19 protein-coding genes are annotated in these 17,220 nt (G+C 37.1%); 13 read left to right on the top strand and 6 right to left on the bottom strand.

What is annotated here, in order from left to right:
- Positions 1–5: 5 nt before the first annotated feature.
- Entirely contained in the window at positions 6–734 is a 729-nt protein-coding gene (gene cobI / locus DNJ73_RS02110) for a precorrin-2 C(20)-methyltransferase (RefSeq protein WP_158466067.1), read from the top strand.
- Between the two features lie 5 nt (positions 735–739).
- On the opposite strand, the gene dusB is transcribed toward cobI, so the two are convergent.
- Entirely contained in the window at positions 740–1,732 is a 993-nt protein-coding gene (gene dusB, locus DNJ73_RS02115; RefSeq protein ID WP_158466068.1) for a tRNA dihydrouridine synthase DusB, read from the bottom strand.
- A gap of 58 nt (positions 1,733–1,790) precedes the next feature.
- Between dusB and DNJ73_RS09690 the strand changes: the two genes are divergently transcribed.
- From DNJ73_RS09690 to proC, 7 genes are all read left to right on the top strand, one after another.
- Positions 1,791–1,994 carry a hypothetical protein gene (locus DNJ73_RS09690; protein ID WP_187152528.1) on the top strand — a complete coding sequence of 68 codons (204 nt, stop codon included), beginning with the start codon at positions 1,791–1,793 and terminating at the stop codon, positions 1,992–1,994.
- Between the two features lie 64 nt (positions 1,995–2,058).
- Complete coding sequence (gene der / locus DNJ73_RS02125; RefSeq protein WP_158466069.1) at positions 2,059–3,423, top strand: ribosome biogenesis GTPase Der; 1,365 nt, start codon at positions 2,059–2,061, stop codon at positions 3,421–3,423.
- Positions 3,424–3,438: 15 nt separating this feature from the next.
- The gene (locus DNJ73_RS02130) at positions 3,439–4,353 is read left to right on the top strand and encodes a CbiQ family ECF transporter T component (protein ID WP_158466070.1); all 915 of its coding nucleotides are present in this window, start codon (positions 3,439–3,441) and stop codon (positions 4,351–4,353) included.
- A 17-nt stretch (positions 4,354–4,370) separates the two neighbouring features.
- A complete protein-coding gene (locus DNJ73_RS02135; protein WP_158466071.1) occupies positions 4,371–4,637 on the top strand; it encodes a PipX family protein in 267 nt (88 codons plus the stop codon).
- Positions 4,637–5,281: a YggS family pyridoxal phosphate-dependent enzyme gene (locus DNJ73_RS02140; RefSeq protein ID WP_187152529.1), complete on the top strand. Its 645-nt coding sequence runs from the start codon at positions 4,637–4,639 to the stop codon at positions 5,279–5,281. The genes DNJ73_RS02135 and DNJ73_RS02140 overlap by 1 nt, the downstream gene beginning before the upstream one ends.
- Before the next feature lie 156 nt (positions 5,282–5,437).
- Complete coding sequence (locus DNJ73_RS02145) at positions 5,438–6,013, top strand: cell division protein SepF (protein ID WP_158466073.1); 576 nt, start codon at positions 5,438–5,440, stop codon at positions 6,011–6,013.
- Between the two features lie 13 nt (positions 6,014–6,026).
- Entirely contained in the window at positions 6,027–6,872 is an 846-nt protein-coding gene (gene proC, locus DNJ73_RS02150; RefSeq protein ID WP_158466074.1) for a pyrroline-5-carboxylate reductase, read from the top strand.
- Here the strand turns inward: proC and DNJ73_RS02155 are convergent.
- The 4 genes from DNJ73_RS02155 to hpf form a co-directional block, all read right to left on the bottom strand.
- Positions 6,763–8,037, bottom strand: coding sequence for a glycosyltransferase family 4 protein (locus DNJ73_RS02155; RefSeq protein ID WP_158466075.1), 1,275 nt, complete (start codon positions 8,035–8,037; stop codon positions 6,763–6,765). The genes proC and DNJ73_RS02155 overlap by 110 nt on opposite strands.
- 123 nt (positions 8,038–8,160) lie before the next feature.
- The gene (gene recO, locus DNJ73_RS02160; RefSeq protein ID WP_158466076.1) at positions 8,161–8,961 is read right to left on the bottom strand and encodes a DNA repair protein RecO; all 801 of its coding nucleotides are present in this window, start codon (positions 8,959–8,961) and stop codon (positions 8,161–8,163) included.
- Positions 8,961–9,644: a deoxyribose-phosphate aldolase gene (deoC, locus tag DNJ73_RS02165; RefSeq protein ID WP_158466077.1), complete on the bottom strand. Its 684-nt coding sequence runs from the start codon at positions 9,642–9,644 to the stop codon at positions 8,961–8,963. Before deoC ends, recO begins: the two co-directional genes overlap by 1 nt.
- A gap of 11 nt (positions 9,645–9,655) precedes the next feature.
- Positions 9,656–10,240 (bottom strand): ribosome hibernation-promoting factor, HPF/YfiA family, encoded by a 585-nt coding sequence (hpf, locus tag DNJ73_RS02170; RefSeq protein ID WP_158466078.1) that lies wholly within the window; start codon positions 10,238–10,240, stop codon positions 9,656–9,658.
- Here hpf and lipB point away from each other — a divergent pair.
- The 5 genes from lipB to queA all read left to right on the top strand — a co-directional run bounded on the left by lipB (position 10,223) and on the right by queA (position 16,178).
- Positions 10,223–10,945, top strand: coding sequence for a lipoyl(octanoyl) transferase LipB (gene lipB, locus DNJ73_RS02175; protein ID WP_158466079.1), 723 nt, complete (start codon positions 10,223–10,225; stop codon positions 10,943–10,945). The genes hpf and lipB overlap by 18 nt on opposite strands.
- A gap of 42 nt (positions 10,946–10,987) precedes the next feature.
- Positions 10,988–12,955 (top strand): AMP-binding protein, encoded by a 1,968-nt coding sequence (locus tag DNJ73_RS02180; RefSeq protein ID WP_158466080.1) that lies wholly within the window; start codon positions 10,988–10,990, stop codon positions 12,953–12,955.
- 78 nt (positions 12,956–13,033) lie between these two features.
- On the top strand, positions 13,034–13,477 hold the full coding sequence (locus tag DNJ73_RS02185) for a YlqD family protein (RefSeq protein ID WP_158466081.1): 444 nt from the start codon (positions 13,034–13,036) through the stop codon (positions 13,475–13,477).
- 191 nt (positions 13,478–13,668) lie between these two features.
- Positions 13,669–15,027: a dihydrolipoamide acetyltransferase family protein gene (locus DNJ73_RS02190; RefSeq protein ID WP_158466082.1), complete on the top strand. Its 1,359-nt coding sequence runs from the start codon at positions 13,669–13,671 to the stop codon at positions 15,025–15,027.
- Positions 15,028–15,080: 53 nt separating this feature from the next.
- Positions 15,081–16,178 (top strand): tRNA preQ1(34) S-adenosylmethionine ribosyltransferase-isomerase QueA, encoded by a 1,098-nt coding sequence (gene queA, locus DNJ73_RS02195; RefSeq protein WP_158466083.1) that lies wholly within the window; start codon positions 15,081–15,083, stop codon positions 16,176–16,178.
- A gap of 12 nt (positions 16,179–16,190) precedes the next feature.
- Here the strand turns inward: queA and cysK are convergent, their stop codons facing one another.
- Entirely contained in the window at positions 16,191–17,177 is a 987-nt protein-coding gene (cysK, locus tag DNJ73_RS02200; RefSeq protein ID WP_158466084.1) for a cysteine synthase A, read from the bottom strand.
- Positions 17,178–17,220 lie beyond the last annotated feature (43 nt).

Raw genomic sequence — 17,220 nt, forward strand, 5'->3', positions numbered from 1 at the left:
ATTCAATGAAACTTTTGACTATTACTGGCGTAGGGCCAGGTGACCCGTCTCTGTTGACTTTGGCAGCTGTTCAGGCGATTCAAGAGTCAACAGTTGTTTCTTATCCTGTTTCTATTTTGGGAGGAGAGAGTCTAGCTGAAAAAATTGCTTCAAAATGGATTACAAAAGATAAGAAAAAATTACCATTATATTTCCCTATGGTTGATGATGCGAAGGCTTTAAAAAGTTCATGGAAATTAGCTGGTAATCATTTAATTAATATGATTGAGAATGGTGAAAGAGTCGTTTTCCTCTCTCAAGGAGACATCTCTCTTTTTTCGACAGGTTCATATCTTCTAAAAGAATTAGAAAAATATTATCCAGATTGCAACATTAAATTAATTCCTGGGGTTACATCTTTTTCAGCAGCAGCAGCCATAAGTAAATTGCCACTTGCTTTTCAAAACGAGCAATTCCTTGTAGTGCCAGTTCCACACTCGCGTAAAGAGCTAAAGATTATTTTATCTGAGGCAGCGTTAATGAAAAGGGTAGTTGTTTTGCTCAAACTTGGTAAAAATTGGACATGGGTCCAACCTTTACTGAAAGAACTTAATCTTTTAGAAAGTTCTATATTCGCAGAAAGGGTAGGATTTTCAGATCAACAAATTTTTAGAGCAACAGATTTATCTTCAAAAAGTAGGCAATATTTTTCATTATTACTTATTCGACAAAGTTGGCCTTTAGTAATGCCTTAAAGTTATTAATTTAATTTTATAAGTTCTTCTTCAAGTAGTTTTATTGCTTCATTTGGAGTACTAGCTCTGACTAATTTGTGTCTAAGTGCAGAAGCTCCTTGAAACCCCCTACAAGTCCAATTCATATGTTTTCTTGCAATTAAAAGTCCATGATTACCTTTTTTTAAGACTAGTAACTTTAGATGCTCTAAAGATAAACTGACTTTCATCTTTGCGTCAGGTGCTATAAAAGTTTTTTGATTTTTGATTTCTTCATCAATTTGTCCAACTAACCATGGAGCCCCCATGCTTGCTCTCCCAATCATGACTCCATCGGCATTAGTTATCTCAAGACATTTAATTGCATCCTTTGAATTTTTTATATCACCATTTGCTATGACAGGGATATCCAATGACTTTTTGATTTTCGCAATAGCTTCCCAATTTGCATTACCTGAAAAGCCTTGTCTTCTTGTTCGGCCATGTACGGTAATTAGTTGTGCGCCAGCCTCTTGTAGTCCTAACGCAAAAGATATTGGATCACTGGTGTCTTCACACCACCCCAATCTTATTTTTACTGTTAAGGGTATTGAGATAGATTGAGAAACTTTTTTGACGATTGTTTGAGCAAGTTTTGGTTCTTTTAATAGAGCACTGCCACCTCCTTTTCGCGCTATTTTTTTTACTGGACAGCCCATATTAATATCTATAAGAAAAGCTCCGGATAATTCAGCTTTGATAGCAGCATCAATCATTGAATCTGGTCGATGGTCAAATAGCTGAACACCAATTGGTCCGCTCTCCTTTGAAAGCTCAATTACCTTTTCTTTCCCGTGCCCTAGTTCAAGACTTTTAGCATTAACCATTTCTGTGAAAAGCAAAGCTTTTGGAGACCATCTACGAACAAATGTTCTGAAGATTTGATCGCTGACCCCTGCAAGTGGAGATTGAAGTATTGGGCACTCTAAAGATCTCGAAGTCCCGTTACCTGATAAGAAAATCGGTGGTAATACTTTCATCTTGAAAATGAACTTGGATTTATTTCAGTCATTACAAAAAAACAAATTTTGATTTGTTGTGCTTGGTTCAGAAAATAAGCAAATGATGCTCAAGGAGGCTTTTATTGAAGTTGGTACTTGTAGCAAAGCTATCGATATCAGCAGAATTGCTAATAAAGACGGTTTTGTATTGAATGAATTCCTTTTTTTTGAGGTTAATCTTTTTAGGGAAGTTCGATTTTTTAATCTCATGGTGGATTCAAACTCATGCGCATACTTGTAGTATGAAGAATTAATCTCAATTTTGACCTATAAAGGGTAAATAATCTCATGAAAGGTAGAGAAAATTGGCGCTACCAATAGTTGCGATAATTGGGCGCCCAAATGTTGGGAAATCTACATTGGTAAATCGCTTATGTCAGAGTAGAGAAGCCATTGTTCATGATGAACCAGGGGTAACTAGAGACCGAACTTATCAAGATGGATTTTGGAGGGATAGAGATTTTAAAGTTGTAGATACTGGTGGCTTGGTTTTTGATGACGATAGTGAGTTCCTTCCCGAAATTAGAGAGCAAGCTAATCTTGCTCTTGAAGAAGCTGTGGTTGCTTTAGTAATTGTTGATGGCCAGGAAGGTATAACCACAGCTGATGAATCGATTGCTGAGTTTTTGAGGTCTCATTCTTGTAAAACACTAGTGGTAGTTAATAAATGTGAGTCTCCAGAGCAAGGGTTAGCAATGGCAGCTGAATTTTGGAAGCTTGGCTTAGGAGAGCCGTATCCAATCTCTGCAATACATGGCGTAGGAACAGGTGATTTGCTCGATCAAGTAGTCACTTTGTTTCCCTCTAAAGACTTGGATGAGGTTGGTGACACTCCTGTTCAATTGGCAATTATTGGGAGACCTAATGTAGGGAAGTCAAGTCTCCTCAATTCAATTTGTGGAGAGACAAGAGCAATCGTTAGTTCCATTCGAGGTACTACTCGAGATACTATTGACACTCGAATAACTCATCAGGGTAAACAATGGAAATTAGTTGATACTGCGGGAATACGTAGACGTAGAAGTGTTAATTATGGTCCAGAATTCTTTGGTATTAATCGTAGTTTTAAGGCAATAGAGAGAAGTGACGTTTGTGTATTGGTTATAGATGCTTTAGATGGAGTAACAGAACAAGATCAAAGGCTTGCAGGTAGAATTGAGCAGGAAGGAAGAGCTTGTTTGATTGTGGTTAATAAATGGGATGCTATTGAAAAAGATAGTCATACAATGTCTGCAATGGAAAAAGACATTCGTTCAAAGCTATATTTTCTTGATTGGGCTGAAATGATTTTTACCTCAGCTCTTACAGGGCAGAGAGTAGAAGGTATTTTTGCATTGGCAACTTTGGCAGTGGATCAGAATAGAAGAAGGGTTAGTACATCAGTTGTGAATGAAGTACTTACTGAGGCATTAAAATGGAGAAGTCCTCCTACTACGAGAGGTGGAAAGCAAGGACGTCTTTATTACGGCACTCAAGTAGCTATTAATCCGCCAAGCTTTACTTTGTTTGTCAATGAACCAAAATTGTTTGGAGAAACTTATCGAAGATATATTGAGAGACAAATTAGAGAGGGGCTTGGATTTGAAGGCACCCCTATTAAATTGTTTTGGAGAGGAAAGCAGCAACGTGATGTCGAAAAAGATTTGGCGCGCCAACATAAAGGGAGCTGAAATTAGCAATAATTTATGGATTGGCTAAAAAAGATTCCTATAGGTCAATATGTTTCTGGTAAATCAAGCTGGCTTCGTGTGATTGATCCTCGAGTCAAGCTCTCTTGGGTCCTTTTATTTTTGTTGACGCCAATTTTAGCAAACTCTATTTGGAGAATATCAATAGCTTATGTTCTTCTGTTGATAACATTTTTTAGTTTTTTACCTCTTCGCGTTTGGTGGAGGCCTTTCGTCTTTTTATTAGTGCTCTCCTTAGTTTTAGGACTCTTATCGATTGTATTGCCTGCAAGTGAAGCATCAAGTGAATTAGCAATTAGAGCACCTGATGAAATACCTGGAGCAATTGTCGTTACTCGATCATGGGAGATTTTTAGAGTGGGACCATTTAACTTCGGAGGCATTTCATTGGGCCCGTTAATCGTCGATCGTCGCTCTGCTGAATTAGGTATCAAAACATCAACTTTGATTTTTACAGTTATACATAGTGTGAATTTGATGCTGATTACAACTCCTCCTGAAGATCTTGTATGGGCAATAAGGTGGTTTTTTTCTCCTCTAACTTTCTTAGGATTCCCTCTGGAAAAATTTTCATTCCAACTTCTTTTGGCATTAAGATTTTTACCTTTAGTTCAAGAAGAACTTCAAAACCTTTTCCGCTCAATTGGTGTTAGGGCAATTGAATTTAGGAAATTAGGACTTAAAAGCACTTTGAATGTATTTATTTCTTTAGGGGAAAGACTTTTATCAAATATTTTGCTGAGGGCAGAACAGGGAGCCGATTCTTTAATGTTGAGAGAGGGGCTTTGGCTATCATCTGAACAACTTCGACCTTCCATTGTCACTAATCCTAGATATTTGTGGATTAATTTTGGTTCAATTTTTTTGCTTTTGATAGCTATTATCTTACGTTGTCTGTATGGTACAACTTAAATAAAAAAAATTAAGATTTGAACGCTGAACGCTATCTAAATCATCCTACTTTTGGGATGCTGTATCTAGTTTCACCAGCGAGTAATGGTAGAGATGTATATGCAACTTTATATGCACAAAAAATATTTTTTTTAGTTACTTTGCAACCTAGGGGAGCAACTTTTGAAGTCATTCCATATATGGATGCCCGACATTATGCAGAAATGCATTTATCTAAATGTAGGAGAGAGAAATTATCCGATATTGCTACTTGGCGAGAATTATTTAATCAAACTTTTATTTGATGTTGATTTGCTCTAGTGATTTTGAAAAAATAAAAGCTTTGTTACCCTTTGGGGTTAGTTTACTTGCTGTAAGCAAGGGACATGATCAAGACTCCATTCGTAAACTGTCAAGTTACGGTCAAGTTGATTTTGGAGAAAGTCGTTTACAAGAGGCTATCCCCAAAAAAAAAGACTTAAATGATTTAAAGCAACTTCGCTGGCATTTTGTTGGAACATTGCAGAAAAATAAAGTTCGAGGAGTTATTAAAGAATTTGATTTTATACATTCTGTTGATTCGCTCCCTTTGCTTGAGAGAATCTCAAGAATTTCACAAGAAGAAAAAAAAAATCCGAATGTATTTTTACAAATAAAACTTAGAGATGATCCCAACAAAGGTGGTTTTTTAAAACAAGATCTTTTGAAAAATTGGACCAATATTGTCTCTGTTAAGAATATTCATATAATCGGCCTAATGACTATCCCACCAGTTGCTTTAAATTCATTTCAAAGAAAAGATTTGTTTTGTGAATGTAGAAATCTTGCAAATTATTTGGGATTAAAGGACTGCTCAATGGGAATGAGCACAGATTGGGAAGAGGCTATTGAAGGTGGCGCTACATGGATACGTTTAGGCTCTCTTTTGTTTGGGGAACGTCATTATTAGTCAAATAATCAAAGATATGAAAAAAACAAGAAAAAAGCTTGCTCCTTAAGTTAAGTAGCGTTATTTAAGTATATGGTTCATTCTTCATTCTATTGAAGATGCATCTTTCGTTGGCTTATCCAACTTTTTAACAAATCATCCCGAGAGGATTAACTGGTGTCGCTTATTTCCCGTCTTCGTGCTGTCGTCGCTGGTGATGACTTTTTAGATAGTGATTTTGATGAGCTCGATTACGACACAAGCGAGGATTTTGAAAACTTTAGTAGAACTAATAAAGAAGGAAGTGGAGAAATAGCGACCCTATCTAAAACTAATCCTTTTGATGCTCGCAATAGTCTTAATTCTTCTAATGTCATTGGTATGCCTGGAATTTCAACAAATGATTCTGAAGTTAGCTTAATGGAACCTCGAAGTTTTGATGAAATGCCAAGAGTGATTCAGGCTTTACGTGAGCGTAAAACAGTAATTTTAAATCTCACGATGATGGAGCCTGATCAAGCTCAAAGAGCAGTTGATTTTGTCGCAGGTGGAACTTTTGCTATTGATGGTCATCAAGAAAGAGTTGGAGAAAGTATTTTCCTTTTTGCACCTTCTTGCGTGACAGTAACTAACTCGTTCCAAGAAGAAGCTTCTCCTTCAAGCATGACTAATAAAGGAACAGAATTAATCTCTAAGGAGTCTTCTCCTGCACCAGAGCCAGCTTGGGGGGAGACAGTAGCTACAGCTCTTTAAAAGATTAAATAGATTGGAAATTTCTATTGGTATAATTGGCTTTGGTCGTATGGCTAAAGCTATTATTTCGCCTCTTTTGGAAAGAGGTGAATTTAAACCTGAGGATGTTTTTGGAATTGTTGGCTCTACTTCAAGTATTTCGTCTGCATTGAGCGATCTTCCAAAAGGAGTGAAAATCGTATCTAGTGAAGATGCATTATCTAAAGATGCATGGAGTGCTCCGTTGAAATTATTGGCTGTTAAACCTCAACAATTCAGAAAAATAAAACAATGTTCTATCTCAACATTTTCATCGACTGATGAGTGTCCTAAGCCAATATTGATTTCGGTTTTGGCCGGAATAACATTAAAAAGTCTTAAGAAAGCTTTTCCAGATCACACATGTGTAAGGGCTGTTCCAAATACCCCCTCTTTGGTTAGAGAAGGGCTTACTGGCTTAGCTTGGGAACATGACATCACTTTGGAACAAAAAATTGCAGTTAAAAAGATTTTCGAACCGATAAGTGAAATTTTTGAGTTACCGGAGAGACAGCTTGATCCTTTTTTAGCTTTAACCTCTTCAGGACCTGCATATATAGCTTTAGTGGTTGAAGCAATGGCAGATGGAGCTGTCGCCTCTGGTTTGCCACGATATTTGTCCAATCAATTAGCTCATAAAACTCTTTCAGGTACTGCCTCACTATTAAGAGAAAAGGATTTGCATCCTGCTGAGCTTAAAGATATGGTCGCCTCGCCTGCTGGGACGACCATTAGTGCTCTTCGACACCTTGAACTTGCGGGCTTGAGGTCCGCTTTAATTGAAGCAGTTGTCTTGGCTGCTGAGAAGAGCCGTCAATTGGCTGAGGAGGTCTCGATTTAGATGTATTAAGTACGTTTGCATATAAATTTTCAAGCGAGTCAATATTTTGTTGAAGTGTATATTTTTCTTCTACTCTTAAACGAGCACGTCTACCTAACTCGTTGGTAAGTACTTGTTGATCACGCAAAACAGGTAAGAGTGTCCTTAATTGAGATGCGACTCCCTCTGTATTTAGTATGATTCCAGCTCCATTTTCAAGGACTTCTCCATCGGCCCCCGCATCTGTCGCTACGCAAGCAGTGCCAGTTGCCATGGCTTCCAGTAAGGCGATAGATAATCCTTCTACAAGGCTTGGAAGTAAAAAAACCTCAGCGATCTGAAGAAGGGCAACTCTTTTATTTTGATCAGCTTCGTATCCCCACCAAAAAACATTATCTTCTTTACTAAATATTGAATTATTTTCAAGTGTAGGTCTTAGTGGTCCATCTCCTACTATTACTAGTCGACATCCTTTTGGTTGGACAAACCTCCATGCCCGGAGTAAAGCCTCAACGTTTTTCTCTGAAGCTATTCTACCCATATAGATAAAAATTCTTTCAGGACCTAATTTTCTCCTTATTTCAACTTGAAGGTCGTTGAGTGAATGATTTGAATTAAGGGGTTTCCATTTCTTTATGTCAATTCCATTAGGTATTACATCCAGTCGATTTTCTTTAACGCCTAGTTTTGCTAGAACTTCTGCTTGCATATCTGAAAAAACTATAACCTTGTCATATTTAGCTAAAGAAGGTGCATAAAGTTGGTAAGTAAGTTGCTGTGTATTGGCTGTAAGATTTCTGAGTTTTGCATCGAAAGCTGGGTGAAAAGTTGCAATTAAAGGTAAATTAAGTTTATGACACAGTTCAGGCAGGCGAAAATCCAATGGTGAAAGAGTCAGACTTGCATGGACCAAGTCAGGTTTAAGTCTAGAGAGAGATTCTCTAAGCTCTCTTTGCGCATTTAAAGAAGGGATTGTATAAACCTGAGATTTAATTAAATAAGGAAGGCTTACATCTGGATCATTTGCAAGAAGCGAAGTTTTGTTATTCCCTTCCCTAAGTGGGTTGTCAAAGTGAATAAAACTCGTTTGATATCCCCTTTCTCTAAGCTCTTCAGTCGTGCTTAGCCCGTAACAGACGTTTCCGCAAAAAGGTGTTTTTTTGCCTAGCCAGGCGATATGGGTCAAACTTTAAAAAATCTGGTATTTCAAATTAGCAGCCATCCTATATTTCTTCTCAAACTATTGTTAATAATTAAATAATTTATAAATTAGGGTTTAAAAATAATAATTGTTTCCAAATCTATGTTTTTAATTAGTATTAAGATCATTACTAATTATTACTTCTCTCAACATTTGAAGAGATGTGATTCTTCGTTCTAAATGAGTTTCGATCCAGGTTTCAACGATTTTCAATAATTTTAACCATACATGTTTAGGACCTAATAATTTGCCATTACTATGAAACGGCACTTTCTCTAGTAATAGTCTTTGAAGTAAAGCTAGTTCAGATGGATTCATTTCAATGCTTGCATTAGGGCTCGCTCCAATAGCAAAACCTTCTTCAGGAATAAAGCTGCACTTCCAACTCCATTTCCCAATAGGAGGTATTAACTTTGAGCCCGATTGACAACAGTTTTGCAGTGGTAAGCAATATCCACCCAGGGCTAATATATGTATGCATGATTGAATGCTTATAGCTAAAGCTTGTAAAGAATCAAACTCTGCTTTATTTAAATCGTCTAATCTATTTAAATGAATTAATATAAGTTTAAGTAAATCTTTTTGTGGGTTTTCATTGCCAAACATAATTATTATTAGCTCTGAAATTGCTTGCGCTGCCGATAGAGTTTCTAAATGCTTACCAAGATTGCCATAACTTCTAAGAATTTTTATTTGCGTAACTCTTTTTAGATTTTTTTTTCCAACTATATGTAAATCTAACAAATTAAGTGGAGATGTCGCTCCAAGTCTACTTTTTGGTTTTCTTGCTCCTGGTATTGCAAGACGACATATACCATTTTCCTCAGTTAGTATGGTTAAAAGTCTGTCATTCTCACCAAGAGGTCCAATTTTTAAAGATAGTCCTTTTACTCTTTGAGTTAAACTCATTAATTCTTTTTCTTTTGTTCTTGGGCAATTTCAAAGCCAAAGGTTGTACCGACGTATGTAGCTCCTGATTCCATGATTTCTATAGCTTGATCAAGAGTTTTGATACCTCCAACTGCCTTGATTGAGCAGCGATTATTAACAATTTTAGAGACTTTTTGAGTTTGATTTTTGGTTAAAGTTTGACCAAAGCCATTCCCTATTTGAATTCCAGTTGCGCCTGCATCAATTGATGCATTTATTGCTAAGGAAAGTTTTGATGAGTTTAAGAGTGTATTCCCATCAATTATTACTTTTACTGGAGTACCCAGCTCACTTAGTTGATTTATTTCCTCAGCAAAATTTTCAATATTTCCATCTTCCAATGCAAAATAATTTGGAACAAAATCTAATTCCTCTGCGCCATTCTCTATTGCATACTCGGCTTCTTTAAGTTTATTAGAAATTGGTATAAAACCAAAAGGGAAGGCAATTACTGATATTAACTTTGTAGTACTTTTGCTCCCTAATCTTTCACGTGCAATCGGTATATTCGAAAGGCTAGTGCATAAACCTGCAAAGCCAATTTGCTGCGACCCATTACAAATCTGAATGAGCGTTTCTTTATCTAAATGAGGATTTAAGACTGCTTGATGAATTACGTTAGAGATATTGGAATAAGCTTCTTGCAAACTATTTTTACCCATTTGAATAGTATCTAAACCTTTTCTTGAATCACGCCATAGCCTCCATGAGTTCTCTTGTAAATAACTCGTAACGCTGAGCCTTCTTCCTCTCTAAATAAATAGAAGTCATGATCAATTAGATCTAATTGGGCTCTCGCTGTCTCAATACTCATAGGTGTCATTTCGAAATATTTACGTCGTACTCCTGGGCTTGGAAGATGAGGTTCTTTGCCTTTAATTAGTGGATTATCTGAGGAAGAAAATCTTTGAGTTTCTTCATTTTGAATTGATTTTGTTGACTTATTAGTATGGACATGGTGTTTATTATGACGCTCTTTATACTTACGTAATTGCCGTGCAAGCTTATTTGCTACTAAGTCAATGCTTGCATATAGATTCTCACTTCTCTCTTGAGCTCTTATTACAGTTCCATTTGCAAAAACGGTCACCTCAGCTGTTTGTTGTGGAACCCGAGGATTACGAGCGACTGAGAGATGGACATCAGCTTCCTTCACCATTTCATGGAAATTATGAGTTGCTTTATCAATTTTTGTTTTGGTGTAATCACGAAGTGATGGAGTTAATTCAAGATTGCGTCCATGAATAAGAAGCTTCATTCTGTTTCGCCTGAATCAGGGCCTAATAGCAACTTAGATCTAACACCTCAACTTGTACAATTTTCTTCGGCTTTTCTTTTTGAACCTAAAAATTTTGTGCCGTTTGATACTGCCTTGGGTTGGCAGAAAAATTTTCAGCAAAGCCTTATTGAGAAACCTTTTTCACCACAAGCAGTATGGTTTCTGGAACATTTTTCTTGCTACACCTTAGGTAGGGGAGGCGACAAACAAAATTTATTATTTGAAGAAAATCAATCCTCCATGCCAGTTTTTAGGATTGATCGAGGAGGTGAAGTGACTCATCACATGCCTGGTCAAATTGTTGGATACCTAGTTTTAAATTTAGGTCTACATAAAAAAGATTTATCTTGGTATTTGAGAGAATTGGAACAAGTACTGATTGATGTTCTTAATTTGTTGGATATTGAGGGGAAGAGGGTAGATGGTTTAACAGGCGTTTGGTGCGAAGATAAAAAGATTGGTTCAATAGGAATTGGATGCAAAAGATGGGTGACTCAACATGGATTTTCACTAAATGTAGATTGTGACCTTGTTGGTTTTGAGCAGATAATTCCTTGTGGACTTAATAAAGTTAAAGTAGGGAAATTGAGTGATTGGATACCTGGCATCAAAGTCTGTGACGTTAAGCCTCTTCTTCGAGAATCTGTGAAAAGACGTTTTAAATTGAACTGGGAAAACATTTAAATTAATCATTACTAAAAATAATAGAAATTATTTTTCATAGCTATGGTAAAAACTAATTCACAAAAAAATATATTGGCTTCTAAAAATGCTTTAGCCTTTTGGATCCCAAATACAAAAGAGAAAAAAGCAATAAAGAGAAGATCTCATCTTGAGACCATTAATCAAGTTGACGAGATTTGGGAAAGATTAAAAATTCCTTTAGGTGATGTATTAGCAGTTAATTCACCTCATACTTTCCACCCAGAAAGTTTTACATATAAACAACTTGCTGAGAATATTTCCAAGGCAGCAGCTTCTTTTTCTCAAATCGGTGTAGAACCTGATGATGTAGTCGCACTTTTTGCAGAGAATAGTCCTAGATGGCTAATTGCTGACCAAGCTCTTATGCGAGTAGGGGCATCAGATTCAGTCAGGGGTGCGACTGCACCACCAAGTGAACTTAGATATATTCTTGAGGATTCAAATGCGGTTGGATTAATTGTTCAAAATTCAGATGTCTGGGAGCGACTTTCTCTTGATAAGAAACAATTCGATAGTTTGAAATTTGTTATTCAGCTTGAAGGTAAAGCTTGTGAAGGGATATTGGAATGGGAACGTTTTTTGGAGATAGGTTTGAATAAAATAAATCTAAGTAAAAAGGAAAATATAATTGATAGAAAAAAAACAAGAATTGCAACTATTTTATATACTTCTGGGACAACAGGTAAGCCAAAAGGTGTGCCATTAACACATTCTAATCTGTTACATCAAATTAGATCTCTTTCCTGCGTAGCCAATCCTTCTCCTGGCTCGCCGGTACTAAGTGTTTTGCCAATTTGGCATTCATATGAACGTAGTGCTGAATATTATTTTTTTTCTTGTGGTTGTACTCAAACTTATACATCTATTAGGCATCTAAAGGAAGATTTGCCAAGGGTTAAACCAATTGTAATGGCCACTGTTCCCAGGCTCTGGGAGTCAATAAAGTTAGGGTTTGAGGATGCTGTTGAAAAAATGCCGAAAATGAAAAAGATCTTGATAGCAGGTGCAATTTCTAATAGCAAAGCATATAAATTGGCACAACGAAAACTTAACTTTTTAACTATTGAAAGTGTTTCAACTTTAGATAAGATAATCTCTTTTTTTGAAATTCTTTTACGGTACCCAATTCATAAAATATCTTCTATTTATTTGTGGCCAAAAATTCTTACAAAGATTTGTGGAGGAAGATTAAGGTTCCCTATAAGTGGAGGAGGAGCAATTGCTCCCCATGTTGATTCTTTCTTTGAAGCCTTAGGTGTTGAATTATTAGTTGGTTATGGTTTGACTGAGACTAGTCCAGTCCTTACATGTAGAAGACCATGGAGAAATATACGTGGAGGGGCTGGTCAGCCTTTGCCAGAGACTGAGATAAAGATTGTAGATCCAGAAACATTTCAAACCAAAAAGTTGCGTCAAAAAGGATTGGTTCTTGCTCGTGGCCCTCAAATAATGTCTGGTTATTTAGGGAAAGAATCAGAATCGAAGAAGGTTTTAGATGCTAATGGCTGGTTCAATACTGGGGATTTAGGGATGTTACTTGCAGACGGATCCTTGGTTTTGACTGGAAGATCAAAGGACACGATAGTACTTAGTAGTGGGGAAAATATTGAGCCAGGTCCTCTCGAGGAAGCCTTGATTGCAAGTCCATTAATTGATCAGGCTTTTTTATTGGGTCAAGATCAAAAACAACTTGCTGCTTTGATTGTTCCAAGAATTGATCGTCTCAAAGGATTGCTTGTAGAAAAGGGTTTGAATTCCCAAGTTGTATTGGGCTCCTGTACTGAAAATAGTGAATTAAGACAAATTTTAAAATTGGAAATGAACAAACTTCTTGCAAATCGTCTTGGATCTCGAAGAGAAGAGAGAGTATTTTCAATTGGTTTAGTCGAGCCATTTACAATAGAAAATGGCTTGTTAACACAAACTCTCAAGCAAAAACGTGACAAAATTATTCAGCGTGATTTGAAACTGATAAATGAAATATTATGATTTGTAATTTGTTTGTTTGGTAAATTAAATTGACCAAAACTCTCTTTTACTGAGAGCCTAGGAGTTGATTCATAGTATATCGATCAGGTGAATTCGATTTCAATAAAACGTTCAATAACTGTTAAAGCAGTTGTAACCCCATCATGGAAAGAGGAAGCTGAGCGAGAATTGAGTAATGCAATATCAACAATAGATAATCAACTTGGTGAACTAGAAAAAGAAGGACAACAAATCATTGATGGCATAAGAAGTCAAAGTTCAAATCCGCTTGATCCACGAGTTCAAGAACAAATAGCTCAAGTTCAGAATCAAGTTGCATCAAAGAGATCAGAATTTGAAGAACAAAAAAGAAATCTTCTTTTACAGCAATCTCAAGTTCGCGACCTAGAGATGGAACAGATAGTTGAGCAAGGGCAAATAGACAGTTTTTGTGATTTAAAAGTTGGTGATAACTTAGTAAGTAAAATGGGTGTCAGTATTTTGGTTAGAGATGGCATTGTAGAAGCAATTGATCAGGACTGATGTTTGGTCGCTCTACAATTAATTAACAAAAAATTTTTGATATTAAGAAGAAATCCACATAAAAAAATCTATCGTTGTAAGGACACTCATGTAGAACTAACATTGGTATGTATTGATACTTGCCAAGCTTCTGGATAGAAAATTTTGAAGCTTTGCCACAAACTCTCTCTATAAGGAAATAGGAACAAATTATGGCCACTCATGACATCTTCATGCCTGCTTTAAGTTCAACAATGACTGAGGGCAAGATAGTGGAGTGGCTAAAAAATCCTGGTGACAAAGTTGAGAGAGGTGAATCTGTTTTGGTCGTTGAGTCAGATAAGGCAGATATGGATGTTGAGTCTTTCCATGATGGCTTTCTTGCATCGATTGTTATGCCCGCTGGGAGCTCTGCTCCTGTTGGAGAGACCATTGGACTAATTGTTGAGACAGCAGATGAAATCGCCGAGGCTCAAGCTAATACACCTTCTGCGCCTCCTCAAGTAGCTAGTCAAGAGAAAGAGAGTTCATCTCCTCAGAGTAAAGAAAAACAAGTCTCTATTGACTCTTCCAAAACAGTAGTTAGACAGACGCCTACTGTACAAGAAACTTCTTTAAATCATCCTCAATTTTTAAACGATGGTAGAGTTGTTGCGTCTCCAAGAGCTAAAAAACTTGCTTCTCAAATGGGAGTTGATTTAGCGACTGTAAGGGGATCAGGTCCTCATGGACGTATACAAGCTGAGGATGTTCTAAGTGCAAAAGGTCAACCTATAAGTGTTCCTTGGATTGCTGAAAGTAACGCTCCAGCACAAGTTGTTTCTGATACACCACGCATAGAAAAGAAAACTGTTGACTCTGATAAGCCACCTGCTCCAGGAAAAAGTTTTGGATCTATGGGGGAAACAATTGCATTTAATACCCTTCAACAAGCTGTAAATAGGAATATGGAGCAAAGTTTAAATACTCCTTGCTTCCGAGTCGGATATTCAATTCTTACGGATGAATTGGATTCCTTTTACAAACAAGTTAAACCTAATGGAGTAACTATGACTGCTTTACTTGCTAAAGCAGTTGGATTGACTCTTGCTAGACACCCTCAGGTAAATGCAGCTTTTAGTTCTGAGGGAATTGCCTACCCTTCACAAATAAATGTTGCCGTAGCAGTAGCAATGGAGGATGGTGGACTGATAACTCCAGTGTTGCAAAATGCAGAAGAGACTAGTCTTGCTGATTTATCTCTGCAATGGGCTGATCTTGTTAAGCGTGCGAGGAATAAGCAATTGGAACCTCATGAATATAGCAGCGGTACATTTACACTCTCTAATTTAGGTATGTTTGGTGTTGATCGATTTGATGCAATTCTACCCCCAGGTACAGGAGCTATTTTAGCTGTGGGAGCATCTTTGCCCAAAGTTGTTGCTTCTAAGGATGGTTCGATTTCAATTAAAAAACAGATGCAAGTAAATCTCACCGCTGATCACAGAGTGATCTATGGGGCCGATGGAGCACTATTCCTAAAAGACTTAGCTTATCTAATTGAAAAAAATCCTTATAGCCTTTCATCTTGAGACTTAACTAGTCGAACCAAAAGGGATTTCTTCTTACTTTAACCTGATTGAATGTGTTAGATCAAAACGATAATCTTTTAAGTTCATACAATTATGATTTGCCCAACGATTTCATTGCTCAATCACCTATTGAGCCTAGACATGATGCGAAATTAATGATTGTCAATGATGGACTAGATGATGCTTTAAATCTTATGCATGGAAAGATATGGGACTTGAAAAATATATTGAGGATTGGCGACCTTTTAGTTGTTAATAATACTCGTGTTCTGAAGGCAAAATTAAAAATTAGATTTTCCGGAGGAGGTCAAGGTGAATTATTGCTCATGGAGCCGAGAGACAATGGCCAATGGCTTTGTTTGGGGCGTCCAGCTAGACGGATGAGAAGCGGTGATCAATTATGGCTAAATACGTCTCTAGATAATTCTTTATGTTTACAGGTTATTGATAAAGATGAGAGTACAGGCGGGAGAATTATTCAATTCCCTAGTGAGTTTTCAAGCAGGTCGCAAATGGCAGACTTACTTGATTTGTGTGGCGAAGTCCCATTACCCCCATACATAGATAAGGATAAAAGTAATTCTCATGAAGAGAAATATCAGACTCGATTTGCTTCGAAGCCAGGTGCTATTGCTGCTCCAACAGCCGGTTTACATCTAAGTGATGAACTCATAGAAGTTTTAAAACTTAGGGGTATTAAAATTGCGCAAATTACTTTGCATGTAGGTCTTGGAACTTTTAGGCCATTAGAAAAAGAAGATCTAACTCAGCTTCATTTACATAGTGAATGGGTAGAGGTTAATGAAAAGGCTGTTAAAGCGATAATTAATTGTAAGGAAGAGGGTGGAAAAGTTTTTGCTGTTGGTACGACGAGTGTAAGAGCTCTTGAAGCTGCTTATCTCTCAGGAAGAGGTGATTTGAAACCATACGAGGGGAAAGTGAATCTTGTAATCAAGCCAGGATTTAAATTTTGCGTAATTGATGGATTACTTACAAATTTTCACCTCCCCAAAAGTTCTTTACTTCTTTTAGTAAGCGCTCTTATAGGTCGTAAACGAATGTTGGAACTTTATAATAATGCCATTGCTAATAAATATCGATTTTTTTCTTACGGGGATGCGATGTTGATAACACCAGATTCAATGATCTAAACGATGAAATTATTAGGCTAATGATGGTTCTTTGATAACTCCTGTCGGAACATTCTCAAACATTATGGATGAGATATATCTTTCAGCAAGGTCAGGTAGGACTACAACGATTGTCTTTCCTGCAAACTCATCTTTTTCAGCCAATCTTACAGCTACAGCTGCTGCTGCACCACATGAGATGCCAACTAATAGACCTTCTTCTTGTGCTAATCGAAGTGCCATCGCTATAGACTCATCATTCGAGACTTGCTCAACTTGATCGACTACTGATAAGTCGAGGTTTTTAGGAATAAATCCAGCCCCAATACCTTGGATTTTATGAGGGCCAGGTTTTACTTCTTCTCCGTTAAGAGTCTGCGTTATTACTGGACTATGCGTGGGCTCAACAGCAACGGATAATAATGAATGATTCTTATCTTTTTTTATATAACGAGAGACACCTGTAATTGTTCCACCTGTTCCTACTCCAGATACTAGAACATCAATATTTCCATCGGTATCATCCCAAATTTCAGGACCTGTCGTTTTGAAATGTATTTCTGGATTGGCTGGATTATCAAATTGGCCAGGCATAAAGTATTTCTGAGGATCGCTATCTGCTATTTCCTTGGCTTTTGCAATGGCACCAGGCATGCCTTTTGCTGCTTCAGTAAGAATGAGCTCAGCACCAAGGACAGCCATCATCCTTCGACGTTCAATTGACATGGACTCAGGCATGGTGAGGATAAGTTTGTAACCACGAGCGGCAGCTGTGTAAGCAAGGGCTATTCCTGTATTACCAGATGTTGGCTCAATAATGACTTTGTCTTTATTAAGTAAGCCTTTTTTTTCTGCATCCCAGATCATATTTGCACCAATTCTGCATTTGACGCTGTAGGCGGGGTTGCGACCTTCTATCTTTGCAAGGACTGTAGCTTTCGCATTCTTAGTGATCGAATTCAGTTTGACCAATGGTGTATGACCAATAGCAAAACTATTGTCTTCAAAGATTCTGGACATTTTAAAAAATGACTTTGATTTACTAATACACTAAATCTATATA

It is taken from the genome of Prochlorococcus marinus XMU1408 (genome assembly GCF_003208055.1).
Taxonomy (GTDB): Bacteria; Cyanobacteriota; Cyanobacteriia; order PCC-6307; family Cyanobiaceae; genus Prochlorococcus_B; species Prochlorococcus_B marinus_A.

Excerpts from the sequence above, each read along its gene's own strand:
- cobI (WP_158466067.1), top strand. The coding sequence starts at position 6 with ATGAAACTTTTGACTATTACTGGCGTAGGGCCAGGTGACCCGTCTCTG.
- dusB (WP_158466068.1), bottom strand. The coding sequence starts at position 1,732 with ATGAAAGTATTACCACCGATTTTCTTATCAGGTAACGGGACTTCGAGA.
- DNJ73_RS02130 (WP_158466070.1), top strand. The coding sequence starts at position 3,439 with ATGGATTGGCTAAAAAAGATTCCTATAGGTCAATATGTTTCTGGTAAA.
- DNJ73_RS02140 (WP_187152529.1), top strand. The coding sequence starts at position 4,637 with ATGTTGATTTGCTCTAGTGATTTTGAAAAAATAAAAGCTTTGTTACCC.
- recO (WP_158466076.1), bottom strand. The coding sequence starts at position 8,961 with ATGAGTTTAACTCAAAGAGTAAAAGGACTATCTTTAAAAATTGGACCT.
- deoC (WP_158466077.1), bottom strand. The coding sequence starts at position 9,644 with ATGGGTAAAAATAGTTTGCAAGAAGCTTATTCCAATATCTCTAACGTA.
- lipB (WP_158466079.1), top strand. The coding sequence starts at position 10,223 with ATGAATAAGAAGCTTCATTCTGTTTCGCCTGAATCAGGGCCTAATAGC.
- hpf (WP_158466078.1), bottom strand. The coding sequence starts at position 10,240 with ATGAAGCTTCTTATTCATGGACGCAATCTTGAATTAACTCCATCACTT.
- DNJ73_RS02180 (WP_158466080.1), top strand. The coding sequence starts at position 10,988 with ATGGTAAAAACTAATTCACAAAAAAATATATTGGCTTCTAAAAATGCT.
- DNJ73_RS02190 (WP_158466082.1), top strand. The coding sequence starts at position 13,669 with ATGGCCACTCATGACATCTTCATGCCTGCTTTAAGTTCAACAATGACT.
- cysK (WP_158466084.1), bottom strand. The coding sequence starts at position 17,177 with ATGTCCAGAATCTTTGAAGACAATAGTTTTGCTATTGGTCATACACCA.